Genomic DNA, 16,318 nt, shown 5'->3' on the forward strand with positions numbered 1-16,318 from the left:
GGTCACACCATTATAGGTGGGATGCACCCTGTATTATACTTATATTTTTTCTGACTGATTATACACCTTTATACTGATGGTAATCTTAAACAATACGGTCAAAATAAACACTCCAATGGCAGTCACACCGGCTGAGATAATAAGTTCGTGCATTGTGGGCACATATTCTGTGACATGGTGCAGGGCCGAGGGCACAAATCCACCGGCAATCATGCCAAGACCTTTATCAATCCAAGTGCCGACAAAAACAAGGATGCAGGAAAAAAACAGGATAACACTGTTCTTTCTTGTCCTCGGGATGACCAGAAGAACAATGGCAAGTCCCATGCAAAAAACCGAAGTCCACATCCAGGGCACTAAAACACTGTGGCCATGCAGACCGACATACAGATATTTGATATGATCCATGTGGGATGGAATCCCTGAATAAAAAACCACAAACACTTCGCAGAAAAGAAAAAAAACATTGGCGATAAGACCATAGGCAACAATCAGGGCAAGGGTGTGGATGGCCTCTTTACCTGGATCGAATTGGGTCATTTTCCGGACAAACATGCACAACAGGATCAAGATGGCTGGGCCAGCTGCAAATGCAGAGGCTAAAAATCTTGGAGCTAAAACAGCTGTCAGCCAGAAGCCTCTTCCCGGCAGGCCACAATAAATAAAGGCGGTAACCGTATGAATGGAAAAAGCCATAGGAATAGACAGATAAATTAACGGCTTGATCCATACCGGCGGAGAGGAGCCATTACGTTCCGCTTCAAGAACATTCCATCCGATAATAATGTTTAATACAAGATATCCAAACAAGACATTGCCATCCCAGAAAAGCATGGAACCAGGGGTTGGATATAAAAAAATATTTAAAGCCCGCATGGGTTGCCCAAGGTGAACCAGAAGATAAAGCAGGCACATGACTATGGACGCAACAGCTAAAAATTCACCCAAAATCGTGATTTTACCAAATTTTTTATAGTTATGCAGATAATACGGCAGCACGAGCATCACCCCGCCAGCTGCCACACCGACAAAATAAGTCATCTGGGCAGTATAAAAACCCCATGATACATCACGGCTTTGACCGGTTACCATCAATCCGTATTTAAGCTGATCCGCATAATAGAATGCACCGGCTCCCATGACAGCCAGTAATCCTGCCATCCATATCCAATAAGTCCTGTTACCTTTTAAAGCAAGTTCAAGCATAATTATCCTCCCGGCTATTGGCGTTATCATATAACTGCTATGGGCAAATTTGGTCTTTCACCCAGATTTGTCCACAACAAAAATTGAAAGTCTCTGTGTGAATTTTTTAAGACTTTCATATAAAAAAATTAAATATTGAAATAGTATAGCCTGGAGGACTAAATTTTGACTAAACTGAAGGACTGGTCTGACAGATTTTTTTAACCCTGTTTATTCAGGAGGCCTGATTCAGATGGTTATACAGATCCTTTACATCAGAACTGACAGGGCAAGCTATCTGCTGAGTCATTGTTTTATATAAAGTATAAATTTTTTTTGTTTCAGGCAGGTTGTCTAATTGGGCGTAAAAAATCATCAGTTTTTTAAAAGCATATTCTTCAAAGGGATCTGCTTCCAGTATTTTTCTGGCGTACAGGATAGCCTTATTGAATTTTTTTTGAGTTTCATAAATGCTCACGATGGCCTTAAGCACTTTAAGATAATCACTAGAAAACACTTCTCTTATTTGAAAGCACCAGTCTTCATAGCGATCCTCTTCAAGAAAGGGTCCCCGATAAACTGACTGGGCCGCAAGATATGTTTCAAGGGCTTTTGCAGGGGGGAATTTTTTATTTTTTGTAAGATGATAGTGGTGTAAAAATTGTTCCGTATCAATACGGATTCTATTATCGCCATAAAGCCTGTATGTATCTTTTTTCCGCTCAATATAGGTGGACGGTGCTTTGGGCGAAAGATCAGGCTCCAGCGTTTTGCGCAAAGCACTCATGGCCATATTAAACCGGCTGCCTGTTTTTTGCAGGTTTTCATCGGGCCAGAGAATTTCAATGAGCATCTCTCTTGGGATAAATCCCCGACATCTTTTGGCAGCAAGATATTTTAAAATCATCAGGGCTTTTGAACTTTTCCATTGAGATAGAGGGACAACCCTTTTGCCAATGTTCAATTCAAAGTACCCCAGCAACTTGATGTCCAATAAAGGCGGTTCCTTTACTATATGATTTTTAAACAGCTGTTTCAAATAGGCATGGTTTTTTTGTTTGAGCGGAATCTGCTTTAACAACGGTCCGTTTAAAAGTGGAATCAGCCATTCTCGCTCCTTTTCAACAAATCGGTCATAATTCTTACTTTCAGACAAAGACAGGGCAGTTGATAAATGTTTTATTGCATGTTTGTTCCGGCCCAGTTCAAAAAAAGATCCGGCTGTCAACAGGTGGTTGTTAAACACATAAAATGCGGCTCCATCAAGCTTTGGCCTGGCATACGCCAGGCAGTCAAGACTCTGCTGATACTTTTTTTCGATCTTCAGAAGATTGGCACAACTATTATTAAGGATGCCTTCGGTCAGCGTCAGTTCAAACCCTTCTATAATATCCAGGGCCTTGTTTAACGTTTGTTCGGCCAGTTTAATTTTTCCCTGGGCAAGATAAACCAGGTGCAGACAATCCAAGGCATTGGCAATGGCCCATCGATTTCCCGGATCTTCAAACAATTCAATGCCGCAGCTGATCAGCTCGATTGCCCTATCATACTTCCCAAGTCCAAGACAGTTCTGGGCCCAGGCAATATAGATCCATCCCTTTTTGCTGTCCAGAAGGGATATCTTTTCACAGATTTCAATGCCTTTTTTTGCAAATTCTATCCCTTTTTCAAATGTTCCCAAAAAGAAGCCAGTAGCACTCAGTTGATAATAAACAAGGGGCAGGCATGGGGTAAGCTTAAGTTCAAGAACAGATTTTAACAGTCTTTTGTTAACCTGTTGGGCCGGCTCAAATTCTCCTTTGATATAAAGTGTATAGGTATAAGAGGTATTGATCAACGCATTTGATGTCAGACGTTCAAAATCAGGATAATATTCCATCTTTTCCCGGACGGTTTTATAGTAAGTTCCGGCTGTTTCAAACTCACCTAAAACAGATGATAAAAAAGTCAGATATGTCATTGCGATGATGTAGGTTGGGGACGAAGGTTCCAATTCATTGAGTACCTGTTCCATCAAAAGCTTGGCTTCCTTGACATGACCTGTAACATAATACTGGGAACCCAGTTCAACAAGGCATTTCACCCTTTCTTCCGTGGATTCTTGATTTTTAGACAACCGGCATGCCCGGGTCAATAGTTCAATTGCCTGCCGACAATTGCCAAAATAAGAATGGAGTTTGGCTTTTGCCAGCAGCAATTTCGGATGTTTTTCAATTATCTTTTTGGGAATTTTTTCCAGACACTGACCTAAGAAGTTAATTTTGCCTTTGATCAGAAATTTCATTTCATAAGATTCAATAAGCCGTATGGCTTCATCAAATGCATGCCCGGCAATAAAATGGTGAAGGGCCTGGAAAATATCATCTTCTTCAGTTTTGTGTGCGATCCTGCAATGCAACCGATCAATCTGAATTGCTGTGAAATTCTCTTTCAACCGGGTGATCAAAAATTCTTTGAACAGGTGGTGAAGATAAAAAACAGTAGCTGATTCATCCACAGGAAAGATCATCAAATGATCTTCAATCATCTGTTTTAAAATGGCATCCGGATTATCCATCTCAAAAATATCATTGAAACGCCGGGTGTCTATTTCCGGCAAAAGGGCTGCTTTCATCATGAAGGTTTGAATATGTTCCGGCTGGATATCAAAAATATTTTCTTTTAAATATGAAAAAATGTAACGGGGACTTTGTTTGAACGAGACCAGCCGTCTGGAAATAGCCCCGGGAACTTTTTTATTAAACGCATACCGCAAAAGAACCAGGCTTGCGGCCCAGCCCCCGGTACTGGCAAGGATGTCTTCTATATACGGATCTGTCAGCATGAGAGAATCCGCAAAAAACTGCTTAATTTCTCCGGAGGTAAATGACAGATCATGTTCACAGATTTCAATTAATTGATCTCGCGCCCGAAATGTTGACAATTTTAAAGATAGATTTTTCCGACCAATGATAACCAGATGAATGTTGTCCGGCAAACGGTTAAGAATAAACTCAATGGCATGATTGACCTGCTGACTGCTCTGTACCAGATGATAATCGTCCAAAACAAAAACGGTTGGCTGGTTGATATTTTGTTCAACAAAGGCCAGCCATTCAAGTAAAAGATCATGGTCTTTTTTTAAACATGTCATCGGCATCTTGTCATCTGTACGATTATCTTTAAGACCGGAAAAATGTTGTTGAACCGCAGAATAAAGATATGAAATGAAGACCGGAAAATCAGTATCCTGCTCGTCAAGCCGGTACCAGACAGGAATAACACCCTGCTTTGCCAGGGCATCCATGACAAGAGTTGTTTTTCCGTATCCTGCTCCGGCTGTTACTGCAATAATTTTTTTTTGTTGGATATCTTCAAAGTACCGGATAAGCCTTTCCCGGTGGAGGATATGCCGACGCCTGGGCGTTTGGAGTTTGGAATTTAACAAATTCATGATTTGATCCGTCAATTAAACTTGTTGCCAAACAAAGAAAATAAAAAAGGCTTTCAGTAAAAATGCCTGAAAGCCTTTATTTTTTTGGTTGGCTCCCCAGCACGGACTTGAACCGCGGACCCATTGGTTAACAGCCAATTGCTCTGCCAACTGAGCTACTGGGGAGCAGCGTCTTTCGAAGAAGACTCGCAATGTATATACCACTGAATTTTCTTTGTCAATAAAAAAATAACAAAAAAAATTGACATCAGTATCCAACAGGTTTATTCTTTGAAAAATAAAAGGCAATCATAACCTAAGGAAGGAGCATTATGAATATTAACAGCTTGCAAGGCTCAGCAGCCTATACAAACACTCTGAATGCAGCCCCCCCGGTTGACAACACAAAACCTGAAGATCAAAATACTGAACTTGACGGGACCAATCCCAATAAAAAAGAGACCGGTGCTTCCTCAAAAGCCTTTGAAGTAAGCATTACCCAGGAAGCTCAAAAAAAAATGGCCACTGAAACGATTCCAGCTGATACAACTCAAGCTCAAACTGCGCCCCAGCCCCTTGAAAACAAACAAGGACAAAATATGGCGCAGGCTTATGAAAGAAGCAGGATTGTTAATATTGTTGCCTGATATAAATTACCTGAGATAAAGAAGATTCAATAATGATTACTGAAAACGGAATAGTCACAAATGCAGACAAGTCCACTGCCTGGATAACAACAACCCGATCCGGTGCCTGTGAGGCCTGTGCTTCCAGGGAAAGCTGCGGAGCAGGAGACAATAAAAAAGAGATCACCGTTACAGTTAAAAACACCCTTGATGTTAAAAAAGGGGATCATGTGATCATTGGATTGGAAACAAAGCCCATTCTTTTTTTGACATTTCTTTTATATGTGTTCCCCATCATTTTATTGACCATCGGTGCTGTCATCGGCAATAGCCTTGCACCCTATTTTCAAATGAATCCATCCCTTGTTTCCATGATTTCAGGATTTTTCTTTTTTGGACTCTCTTTTTATTTTATTCGAAAAAAAAACAACTCGCTTGCGAATCGAGAAGAGTATAAACCCTTTCTTGTCAGAAAAAAATCACAAGTTATTCCAACCGCTTGTTCCATGCCTTAAATTTTTTTTTCTCTTGCCAATATAGCTGCAATATAATATAAACGCTGCCTAGTTGTGGGTTTGTCGGATGAACTGTAACCCCTAAAATAAGCGAGAAGTATTATGACATCACAACGAGACCTAAAAATAGCCATATATATCATGATCATATTTTTGATCACAGGGATTATATGCTATGCCTCTTTTACCTCCCCTGTACCTGAAAATCCAGTAAGGATGATGTTTCAGAACAAAGCCGGTAAAGTTTTATTCACCCATTCGGTACACTCAGACGATTATACCCAGGATTGTCTGGACTGCCATCACAACATTGAAGATGATGAAACCTACAACTGCAGTGAGTGCCATGAAGAAACAGGTGATGAAGACTTGCCATCGAGAGCTGACGCATTTCATGCTCAGTGTAAGGGATGCCATGAAGACCTTGGCGCAGGTCCGGTAGAATGTAATTCGTGTCATTCATTATAGTCAATTTAAGATTTTAACATCTTAAATCTTACTATATATAATGAATGATTTAAGCTTTTTACAAAACAAGGACTTATTATGATTAAACGATCTTTTTTCACGTTAACCCAACCAAGGCTTAACTATGATCTTGTGGAACCGGATCCTAAAGAGCCTGAGTTAATCCCTGTTCCGTCCAACCTTATTTTATTATTAAATGAGCCCATTAACAGCACAAAAGAAGCTTTAATAAAAAAAGGCAACACTGTTGAAAAGGGAGAAAAACTCTATCTTTATACTGACAGCACCGAGTACACAATATCGCCTGTATCAGGAACCATTAACACCATAGACACCTATTCAGATGTTTTTGGCAACACATCAACTTATCTTGTTATCAAAAATGATCAAACCCAGACAAACCAGATAACATATGATTTAAAAGATAATATTGCCTCTGCTGATGAATACTTGAGAACACTGCCGGGGGCTCCGCCGCTGAAACTGCTTGCAAATGATGACACAAGAATTGATACCATTGTCATTTCCTGTGGTGATACAGATCTTTTATCCACAACCAACCAGTATGTAGCCTCTAAATTTTTGGATGAGCTAAAACAAGGTGCCCAAATTTTAAAGGACATAACTAATGTGACAAAACTGTGTGTCACAGTCCCGGAAAACATTAATATTCAAGGAGGATTTGATGCAATTCAAGTATTGAAAACCTCAATTGAATATCCTTCCAATTTACCGGCAATGATTTTAAAAGACCATTTAGACTTGGCACTCCCACCTGGAAAAACACCGGAAGATATTGGGGTCTGCTTTATCAGCGCCGAAGCTGCGGTTTCTCTGGGTAAAGCATACAAAACAAAATCTGCCGGATTTGAAAAGATTCTGACAATTATTGGAAAACAGGGAATTAAATACAGGGTCAAGGCAACCATTGGAACGCCGATACGCAAAATTTTTGATGCCTTCAACCTTAATGTCAGTGAAAAGGACAGAATTATCATCGGTGGACCCATGAAGGGATTTTCAACATTTACCCCTCATCATCCTGTCCAACCGGATATGGATACGGTAATTATTCAAGACAAAAAAACAATACCTGAATTATCCGACAATCCCTGCGTCAATTGCGGCAAATGCCTGCGGATCTGCCCTGTCAATATTCCGGTGAACATCCTTGTCCGATATCTTGAAGCGGACCAGTATGAAGAGGCCGCCGACAAATATGATCTTGAGTCTTGTATTGAATGCGGTCTTTGTTCTTATGTATGCACCGCAAGGATACCCATATTCCAATACATCCGGCTTGGAAAACATGAGCTTTTTAAACTTAGAGCAGATGCTTGAAATGGAGACTGCGAATGAATAATTACAAATTAACAGTATCCCATGCTCCTTTCTGGCACGATGGAGACAGTCTTTTTCAAATGAACCTGAATATAATGATTGCCACAATTCCGGCAATCCTTTTCGGGATTATTCAGTTCGGCGCACCAGCCTTTGGTGTACTTTCACTGTCTCTTTCCAGTGCCATGATCTGGGAACTTATCATGAATCTTGTGTCCAAAAAGAAACTCACCATCGGCGATCTGGATGCTGCCGTTATCGGGCTTCTTTTTGGAATGATGCTTCCGGCTACCTCCCCTTGGTGGTTTGTCATTACCGGAACATTTGTAGCCGTCGTTATCGGAAAAACAATTTTCGGCGGTATCGGCGCAAATCCTTTCAACCCGACACTTATTGGAATGGCCTTTTTGATGCTTTCCTGGAAAACTTTTTTTGATTTTGATGCAGCATATGTCAATTATGAATTTGGTTTTACAGCACTGGCACCATTGGCAGCCCTCAAATTCCAGGGTGCATCTGCGGTTGCAGATCTGTTCCCCATGGGTGACCTTATTATGGGCAAGCAGGTGGGTGCCATCGGGTCCACCTTTGGGCTCGGCCTGATCATCGGCGGGATCTACCTGATCTTAAAAGGATATATCCGCTGGGAAATTTCGGTTTCCTTTATCGTGGGCATTATTGTCAGCGCCTTTTTTTTCAACATGGCAAACCCTGACACCTATGCCGGCCCAATGATCCATCTGTTTTCAGGATATACGCTGCTGGGTGCCTTCTTCCTTGCCACTGAGAATTCATCCTCACCGGCAAACAAGATTCCCATGTTGCTTTACGGATTTTTTGCTGCGGTAATGATCATCCTTATGAGAAACATCGGTGTTTATGAGGATGGTACTGTATTGGCAATCTTGTTATTGAACCTTGTGAACCCCCTCATCGACACAATTAGACCAAAAGTTTTGGGAAAGGGTGTAACCAATGCGTGAAATGATTAGTATGATTGTTGTTTTAACAGTATTGACCGCTGTTTCCGGTGGACTGCTGGCTGCGGTTCAATCGGGAACCGAGGTTCAAATTGAAAATCAGGTCTTGAAATTTCAGAAAGCACCGGCCATTCAAGATATATTTCCGGAAGTAACCAATGATCCATTGGCGGAAAGGTTTACGATCAAAGCTGACGACATTGAATTGCAGGTTTTCCCAAGTCTTCTTGCCGACGGTTCAAAAGCGGTTGCTTTTGAGACAAAAGGAACTGCTTTTAGCGGTCCCATCGGACTTATGGTGGGCATAAACCTGGATACGGATAAAATTATCGACGTTCGGGTAACCACCCATGCTGAAACCCCGGGTATTGGATCAAGGGCCAAAGAGGATCTTTCCTTTGTTTCTCAATTTTCAGGCCTTGCAATAGACACAAATTTTGCCTTAAAAGGTGAAGGCGGCTCAATTGATGCCATGTCCGGTGCAACGGTTACATCAAAAGGACTCAGTATTGCGGCAATCCAGGCAAAACAAATCTATCAGAAACTTAAACCTGAAATTGTCAAACAGATGAAATAAGGCGAACTACTTTAGGAGAAACTATACTATGGCACAATCCTTAGCAAAAGAATTTACCAAAGGACTCTGGGCTGAGATACCTCCTTTCAGGCTGGTATTGGGACTTTGCCCGACCCTGGCTGTAACAAAATCGGTTGAAAACGGAATCGGGATGGGGGTTGCAACCACCTTTGTTCTGGTTTTTTCCAACCTTTTAATATCTCTTCTCAGAAACGTTATTCCCTCAAAAGTCAGAATTGCCTGTTTCATTGTCATCATCGCTACTTTTGTTACAATTGTGGAGCTGATGATGCAGGCATATACATATGAATTATTCCTGAAGCTGGGTATTTTTATCCCGCTTATCGTTGTGAACTGTATCGTTCTGGGCCGGGCAGAAGCATTTGCCAGCAAGAACGGCCCTGTTCTGTCCATTGCCGACGGACTTGGTATCGGTATCGGATTTACCATGTCTCTTTCCGCTCTTGGAGCTGTCAGAGAATTTTTAGGTAACGGAACCATCACCATCTGGGGCGGAAATCCGATTTTTGAAATGGGAGCCAATTTTCTTCCTTTCCAATTCATGCTTGAAGCACCCGGTGCGTTTGTCGGCCTTGGACTGATGCTGTGCATGATGAACCTTATTGGTAAAAAATAAAAAGGAGATAATACTATGGGTGATCTATTCGTCCTTGCAATAAGCTGTATTTTTATCAACAACATTCTCCTTGCCCAGTTTCTTGGACAATGCCCCTTTATGGGTACATCCAAAAAAATGGAGACTGCCGTGGGCATGGCAATGGCAGTTGTGTTTGTCCTTGTCATGGCTGGTATCATCACATGGATAGTGGATGTTTACCTGTTAAAAGCGCTGAATGTTGAATATTTGCGAACGGTTTCCTTTATCCTGGTCATTGCATCCCTGGTTCAATTTGTGGAAATGTTCCTGAAAAAAAGCATTCCGGCCCTGTATGCAGGACTTGGAATTTTTCTGCCGCTGATCACAACCAATTGTGCGGTCATGGGTGTTTGTCTAATCAATATTAAAGAAGAGTATTCTTTTCTTGAAGCTGTTGTTTCTTCCTTTGCCTATGCAGTCGGTTTCGGCCTTGCCCTTATCCTTTTTGCAGGCGTCAGGGAAAGAATCAACCTGGCAAGAGTTCCCAAACCCTTACAGGACACCTCCATCGGCCTTGTTACAGCTGGTATAATTGCATTGACATTTATGTCCTTTAAAGGAATGGTTTAAAACAAATTGGAATAGTCCTGAGGCTGAGGCGATTCATGTCCAAGGATATGGAATATTTCAAAATATAAGGTGATATTATGATCCCAGCTTTATTGTTCATGTTAGGCATAGGTGCCCTTTGCGGTATTGTCCTGAGCCTTTCATCCAAAATATTTTATGTATATGAAGATCCAAGAATTGCACTTGTGGAAAACAATCTTGCCGGAGCAAACTGTGGCGGTTGCGGTTATGCGGGATGCTCTGCCGCAGCCGAAGCCATTGTAAACGGCATTGAACCACCTTCTTTGTGTGTCGTATCAGGCAAGGAAGATGTGGAAAAAGTTGCCAGAATAATGGGGGTGGATGCAGGCAGTGCTGAAAGCCCGTTATCTTACAATATGTGTGAAGGCGGTTTTCGTGCAGATGATAAATACCATTATATGGGAATTTCCTCCTGTAAAGCCATGGCAGCCATGTATGGAGGCAAACGGGTTTGCGGCGTGGGATGTATCGGCCTTGGCGACTGCGTAAAAGCGTGCCAGTTTGATGCTGTCAAACTTGGCCCCAAAGGTTTTCCCGTAGTTGATGATAACAAATGTGTCGGTTGTGGTGCCTGTCAGCAGGCATGCCCGAAAGACATTATCCAGGTAAATACCCTTTCTGAAAAACTCATGGAATTTAATCAGCTGCATGCACCTCTGGCACCGTGTGCCCAGACTTGTCCTGCTGAAATCAATATTCCAAGATATATCAATCAGATCAAAGAAGGCAAATACAAAGAAGCCGTCCAGACCATCCGTCTGAGAAATCCCCTGCCCCTGGCCTGTGGAAGAGTCTGCCCTCATCCCTGTGAAGACATGTGCAGAAGGGGAATTGAAGACGAGCCTGTCTCCATTAACCAGCTCAAACGATTTGCTGCTGATTATGAAATGAATTCAGGATCCAGGATTCCCATTACCTGCGCACCGGATACAGGCAAAAAAGTGGCTGTTATCGGTGGCGGGCCTGCCGGGCTTTCCTGTGCATTCTTCCTTAGACGGCTGGGCCATGAAGTCAATATTTTTGAAGCCATGCCCAAACTCGGCGGCATGATCCGTTACGGTATCCCTGAATACCGGCTTCCCAAAAAAGTTCTGGATTGGGAAATCCAGGGGATTTTAGATCTGGGCATCAAGTCGTTCTGTAACGTTAAATTCGGTATTGATTTCGGTCTGGGATCTTTGATGGCTTCGGGCTATAATGCGGTATTTCTGGGCGTTGGTGCCTGGGAGGATTATACCCTTGGCATTGAAGGCGAAAACTTGGACGGTTGTTTTACCGGAATTAACTTTCTGCAGAGAATTGCAGGCGGTGAAAAAATCAAACTGGGAAAAACTGCTGCGGTTGTAGGTGGTGGAAATACTGCTGTCGACTGTGCCAGAACTCTTTTAAGACTTGGTCTTGAAAAAGTGTACATGGTTTACAGAAGAACCAGAAAAGAGATGCCTGCCAATGAAGTTGAAATTGTTGCATCAGAAGAAGAAGGCATTGAATTTGTTTTTCTGGCCGCACCCACAAGGGTCGTTGGTGATGAGAACGACAAGGTCACCCATCTTGAATACCTTCAAATGCAGCTGGGAGAACCGGATGCCAGCGGCAGACGACGCCCCGAACCAATTGAAGGCTCTGAAACCCTCCTGGATGTGGACATGATTATCTCAGCCATTGGCCAGGCCCCGGAAACCTCTTTTAAGGAACTTGATCCCCATACAAGAATGAAGGAACTGGAAATAACCAGATGGAATACCATTGATAATGATCCGGCAACCCTTCAGGCCTCCATACCCTATATTTTTACAGGAGGCGATTCCGCTACTGGAGCTTCCCTTGTTGTAGAGGCCATTGGCGGCGGAAGACGTGCTGCAAGGTCCATTGACCTGCACCTGAAAGGTGAACCGGTTGAGCCGGTGCCCAACTCTTTACAGAAAAAGCACATTCCTGAATCCATTTTCTCAAAAGTAGACGGAATCAAAAAGAGCCCCAGAGCAAAAATGCCGGAAATTCATGTTGATCAGCGGCTTGATTCCATGATTGAAGTTGATCTTGTTCTGCCCGAAGAACAGGCTCTCAAAGAATCGGAAAGATGTTTGAACTGCTGCAGGATCTGCTATAACCCGGATACTGATTTTCCAATGGCAAAAGCCAACTAAACTATATACTGTAATTTAAAATAAAATAGCATAATAACAATAAAAGGGTATCTGAACAGATACCCTTTTATTGTTATGGATCACAACATAATATGGTCAAAACTAAATCAAAAATTATCATTATATTCAGTTTCATTTTTTTTGTCTGCCTGTTTGGCTGTGCGGGATTTTTTTTTCTTGAAATATCCTCTTTTATGAAAACCCCCTTCAACCCTTTGGCCAAAGAAAAGCTGTTTACTGTCAAGCCCGGTCAAAGCCTTAAAAGCATTGCTAAAAACCTTGAAAAAGAAGCCGTCATATCCAGTCAAACATATTTTATTGTCTTCACAAAATTTAAAAAAGCCGATAAAAAGCTTCAGGCCGGAGAATATAGCCTGTCAGGCTCTAAATCACCGGAACAAATCCTTGAGATATTTTTAACAGGGAAAGTAAAATTACACCGGATCACCATTCCGGAAGGCCTGAATATACGAGAGGTAGCCGCTTTGGTTGAAACGGCTGATTTTTGTACTCAGTCAAAATTTATGGCACTGTGCCGTGACAAAACATTTATCCGCTCTATAGGCATCAAATCCACAACCCTTGAAGGATACCTTTTCCCGGACACCTATTTTTTTCCTAATGCCGCATCCTGTGAAGATATCATTACCACTATGGTCGAACATTTTAAAACCGTTTTTACTGAAAAATGGCAGACCCGGGCAAAAACCATGGGATTTTGTGTCCATGACATTGTCACGCTTGCATCAATTATTGAAAAAGAAACCGGGGATGCATCGGAAAGACCCTTGATATCTTCTGTATTTCACAACCGTTTGAAAAAAAACATGCGCCTGCAAAGTGATCCAACCGTTATATACGGCATAAAAAATTTTGACGGCAACATTAAAAGAAAACACCTGAAGACGGTCACCCCATATAATACCTACCAAATCAAAGGGCTTCCCTTGGGTCCCATTGCAAACCCCGGCGCCCTGTCATTGCAGGCAGCCTTATACCCGGCGCAAACCGAGTATCTTTTTTTTGTGTCTAAAAAAGACACTACCCATCAATTTTCAAAAACAATCCAGGCCCACAATCAGGCGGTTAAAAAGTACCAGTTAAGAAAAAAATAATCATTCAAAACGTTCAAAGTGTTTTATATAAACAATCACAGCACCACTTTTTGATTTCTTTTTTTTATCCCATTCATACCAGATCACCAGATCCTGCTTTTTCAACTCCTGCAATACATCCTCTACAACATCGGGCAACACAGGCCCTATATCTGAATGAAGACCCTTTCCAACAATGATTCTTAAGGTAAAAATTCCCTGCTGCTTGCAGGTATGAATAAAGGACTGGGCTTTGACCTGGGCACCAATGGCAGTATAACCATGAAGATCCAACTCAATTTCAACCGGAGGATACCTCTTCAATCTTTTTTTGACCGGCACGGAGGGCGGTTTCTTTACCGGTTTTGCTTTCCCTTTTTTAAAAGAGGCTTCCAGTAATTGGATAAACTCTTCCCTGCTTGAAACCTCAGTAAAGTCATGTTCTACAGACAGGGCATCCAGCACCGGCATACCATGCTTGTCAACTTTATTTTTTTCACCGCAATCAATGGTATTTTCCGCCCCCCCTGTCTTTGCCTCCTCCTTTTTTTCAAATTCCTTCAAAAAATCATGGTTGGAATCAAAAACAGGCAGATCATTTTTATTCCGCTTTTTCAAATGTTTTTTCCCTTTGTTTTTCATGGCATTGTTTTATAATATGTTATGATAATTTTCAAGATTTTCAAGCACCTGTTATTTGACAATCCCCCCCCTTCCTGCTATGGTCGAAATCATGAATACAGGGAACATTGTAGAGTATATTGACCAGCAGAAAATTATTTCAGCGGTTATCATACAGGAAACAAAAGGCAAATTAAGATTACTGACCGAAAATAATCGGGAAGTCAATTCTTCCGAAAAAAGGCTATCACATGTATCACAGACATGTCTCGATACCCATGTGCCAAGGGATAGCATCGTTATCCAATTAAAACAGCTCACACAAAACCGTAAAAAACTATCCGAAACCATCAACATCAGGGAATTATGGGAACTGCTTCATGAAGAATCGGAAGACATTGATATTCCGACCATGACCCTTTTCTGCTTTGACCCCCCCCTGACCTGCGACCATGAAGCAGCTGTTATCCGGGCCTTTTTTCATGACAACCTGTATTTTAAATTCAACAAGATTATTTTCACTCCGTATACCCCTCAACAGGTTGAAGCTAAAAAAAGACAGATCAAAGAGGAAGAAAAAAGAGAACTCCTGATTCGGAAAGGCGCGGCCTGGATCAATGATGTCTTGAACAATAAAAACGGCAGTAACACTGAGTGTGATCAGGAAATTATTGATATATTAAAATCCTATTACCTGTTTAACAACAATTGCGCTTCCTATATGACTGCCAAACAGATCATCAAAAAATCATCTATAAATTCACCTGAACAATTGTTTAATATCTTTGTAAAGGCAGGCATCTGGGATCAAAATATAAATGTCGATTTGTTGGCCATGCAAATTCCCACTGTCTTTTCCAAAAATGTAATGGACCAGGAAAAAAACCTGGCCCGTACCCGGATTAACTTTTTTGATGACCCGTTAAGAAAGGATTTGACGAACCTTCCGTTGATCACTATTGACGGCCAGTCCACACTTGATTTTGATGATGCCATCAGCCTTGAGAATACCGAATCCGGGTATACACTGGGTATCCATATTATTGATGTGGATGCCTATATTAAATCCGATGATCCAATTGATCTTGCGGCACGGGAGCGTGCCAGTTCCATTTACATGCCGGACGACAAACTTCCCATGATCCCGCCCAATCTTTCCGAGGATCTTTGCAGCCTTAAAGAAAACGAAATACGACCGGGTATCAGTACCATTATTAAACTAAGCCGTTTTTTTGAAATCAGGGATTACAAAATTGTACCCAGTATCATCAAGGTTCACAAGCAGATGAGCTATTCCGAGGCAAACCTGTTAAACGGCAAGGATGACCCCATTACCACTCTTTATAAAATAGCCATCCGCCTGCGGGAAAAAAGACTTAAGGCAGGTGCAACTCAGATTACCCTGCCGGAAGTAAATGTATGGCTCGAGGAAAATCAGGAGATTGGATATTTAAAAATTGATCGGGAAAATCCGTCCCGCATGCTAATCTCTGAAATGATGATCTTTGCCAATTCCCTGATGGCAGAATTTCTTGCATCCAATAATGTCCCTGCTGTTTTCCGATCCCAGGCCCAACCGAAACAACGTCTCTTCAAAGGCATTGAAACCTCTTTGATCTTAAATTTCATGCAAAGAAAACAATTGAGCCGGGCCATAATCGGAACCGAGCCGGATATCCATTCGGGCCTTGGTGTCAAAGCCTATGCCACGGCAACCTCCCCCATACGAAGATATCATGATCTGCTGACCCAGCGGCAGATAAAGTCCATTTTCGGTTATGACAAAGCTTATACCAAGACCGAACTTGAAACGATTCTACAGTCCATTTCCGTAGCCATTGCAAATGCAGGCCGAGTACAGGCTTCAAGAAAGCGATACTGGATCATCAAGTACCTGGAATCCAAGAGGGGCAACACTTATGAAGCACTGGTGCTTGACTGTCACAGAGATCATTATAACGTGCTGATCAAGGAATTCATGTATGAAGCAAAGCTTCCTGTAAGCGGCGTCAAACTCAAGCACGGGGATATCATTCAGGTGACCATCCAGCATGCCGACGCCAGAAGAGACCAGTTGTCTTTATTCTTATAATTCAAATTGGG

Annotated in this window: 14 protein-coding genes and 1 tRNA gene; 11 read left to right on the top strand and 4 right to left on the bottom strand. The window is 41.9% G+C overall.

Annotated features, from left to right (window positions below):
* Positions 1 to 39: 39 nt before the first annotated feature.
* The 3 genes from dsrP to BLT94_RS07585 all read right to left on the bottom strand — a co-directional run bounded on the left by dsrP (position 40) and on the right by BLT94_RS07585 (position 4,783).
* Positions 40 to 1,206 (bottom strand): sulfate reduction electron transfer complex DsrMKJOP subunit DsrP, encoded by a 1,167-nt coding sequence (gene dsrP / locus BLT94_RS07575; protein WP_092232302.1) that lies wholly within the window; start codon positions 1,204 to 1,206, stop codon positions 40 to 42.
* 214 nt (positions 1,207 to 1,420) lie between these two features.
* Positions 1,421 to 4,618 carry a BTAD domain-containing putative transcriptional regulator gene (locus tag BLT94_RS07580; RefSeq protein ID WP_245743027.1) on the bottom strand — a complete coding sequence of 1,066 codons (3,198 nt, stop codon included), beginning with the start codon at positions 4,616 to 4,618 and terminating at the stop codon, positions 1,421 to 1,423.
* Positions 4,619 to 4,707: 89 nt separating this feature from the next.
* Positions 4,708 to 4,783 (bottom strand) — tRNA-Asn (locus BLT94_RS07585).
* A gap of 146 nt (positions 4,784 to 4,929) precedes the next feature.
* Between BLT94_RS07585 and BLT94_RS07590 the strand changes: the two genes are divergently transcribed.
* The 10 genes from BLT94_RS07590 to mltG all read left to right on the top strand — a co-directional run bounded on the left by BLT94_RS07590 (position 4,930) and on the right by mltG (position 13,615).
* A complete protein-coding gene (locus BLT94_RS07590) occupies positions 4,930 to 5,244 on the top strand; it encodes a hypothetical protein (protein ID WP_092232306.1) in 315 nt (104 codons plus the stop codon).
* Between the two features lie 32 nt (positions 5,245 to 5,276).
* On the top strand, positions 5,277 to 5,738 hold the full coding sequence (locus BLT94_RS07595) for a SoxR reducing system RseC family protein (protein WP_014956536.1): 462 nt from the start codon (positions 5,277 to 5,279) through the stop codon (positions 5,736 to 5,738).
* A gap of 102 nt (positions 5,739 to 5,840) precedes the next feature.
* Positions 5,841 to 6,206 carry a cytochrome c3 family protein gene (locus BLT94_RS07600; protein WP_014956535.1) on the top strand — a complete coding sequence of 122 codons (366 nt, stop codon included), beginning with the start codon at positions 5,841 to 5,843 and terminating at the stop codon, positions 6,204 to 6,206.
* Between the two features lie 78 nt (positions 6,207 to 6,284).
* A complete protein-coding gene (locus BLT94_RS07605) occupies positions 6,285 to 7,547 on the top strand; it encodes a 4Fe-4S dicluster domain-containing protein (protein ID WP_092232308.1) in 1,263 nt (420 codons plus the stop codon).
* A gap of 14 nt (positions 7,548 to 7,561) precedes the next feature.
* A complete protein-coding gene (locus BLT94_RS07610) occupies positions 7,562 to 8,530 on the top strand; it encodes an RnfABCDGE type electron transport complex subunit D (protein WP_092232310.1) in 969 nt (322 codons plus the stop codon).
* Positions 8,523 to 9,104: an RnfABCDGE type electron transport complex subunit G gene (gene rnfG, locus BLT94_RS07615; protein WP_092232312.1), complete on the top strand. Its 582-nt coding sequence runs from the start codon at positions 8,523 to 8,525 to the stop codon at positions 9,102 to 9,104. The genes BLT94_RS07610 and rnfG overlap by 8 nt, the downstream gene beginning before the upstream one ends.
* 28 nt (positions 9,105 to 9,132) lie before the next feature.
* The gene (gene rsxE / locus BLT94_RS07620; protein WP_092232314.1) at positions 9,133 to 9,741 is read left to right on the top strand and encodes an electron transport complex subunit RsxE; all 609 of its coding nucleotides are present in this window, start codon (positions 9,133 to 9,135) and stop codon (positions 9,739 to 9,741) included.
* A gap of 15 nt (positions 9,742 to 9,756) precedes the next feature.
* Entirely contained in the window at positions 9,757 to 10,332 is a 576-nt protein-coding gene (gene rsxA / locus BLT94_RS07625; protein ID WP_092232316.1) for an electron transport complex subunit RsxA, read from the top strand.
* A gap of 77 nt (positions 10,333 to 10,409) precedes the next feature.
* Positions 10,410 to 12,500: an FAD-dependent oxidoreductase gene (locus tag BLT94_RS07630; RefSeq protein ID WP_092232318.1), complete on the top strand. Its 2,091-nt coding sequence runs from the start codon at positions 10,410 to 10,412 to the stop codon at positions 12,498 to 12,500.
* Positions 12,501 to 12,592: 92 nt separating this feature from the next.
* Positions 12,593 to 13,615, top strand: a complete 1,023-nt coding sequence (mltG, locus tag BLT94_RS07635; protein WP_092232320.1) for an endolytic transglycosylase MltG — start codon at positions 12,593 to 12,595, stop codon at positions 13,613 to 13,615.
* Here mltG and BLT94_RS07640 read toward each other — a convergent pair whose 3' ends face one another.
* Complete coding sequence (locus BLT94_RS07640; protein WP_245743029.1) at positions 13,616 to 14,212, bottom strand: Smr/MutS family protein; 597 nt, start codon at positions 14,210 to 14,212, stop codon at positions 13,616 to 13,618. It abuts the gene before it with no gap.
* 115 nt (positions 14,213 to 14,327) lie between these two features.
* Here BLT94_RS07640 and BLT94_RS07645 point away from each other — a divergent pair, with 115 nt between their 5' ends.
* Positions 14,328 to 16,307: a ribonuclease catalytic domain-containing protein gene (locus BLT94_RS07645; protein WP_092232323.1), complete on the top strand. Its 1,980-nt coding sequence runs from the start codon at positions 14,328 to 14,330 to the stop codon at positions 16,305 to 16,307.
* The last annotated feature ends 11 nt before the right edge of the window (positions 16,308 to 16,318 follow it).

It is taken from the genome of Desulfobacula phenolica (genome assembly GCF_900105645.1).
Classification (GTDB): Bacteria; Desulfobacterota; Desulfobacteria; order Desulfobacterales; family Desulfobacteraceae; genus Desulfobacula; species Desulfobacula toluolica.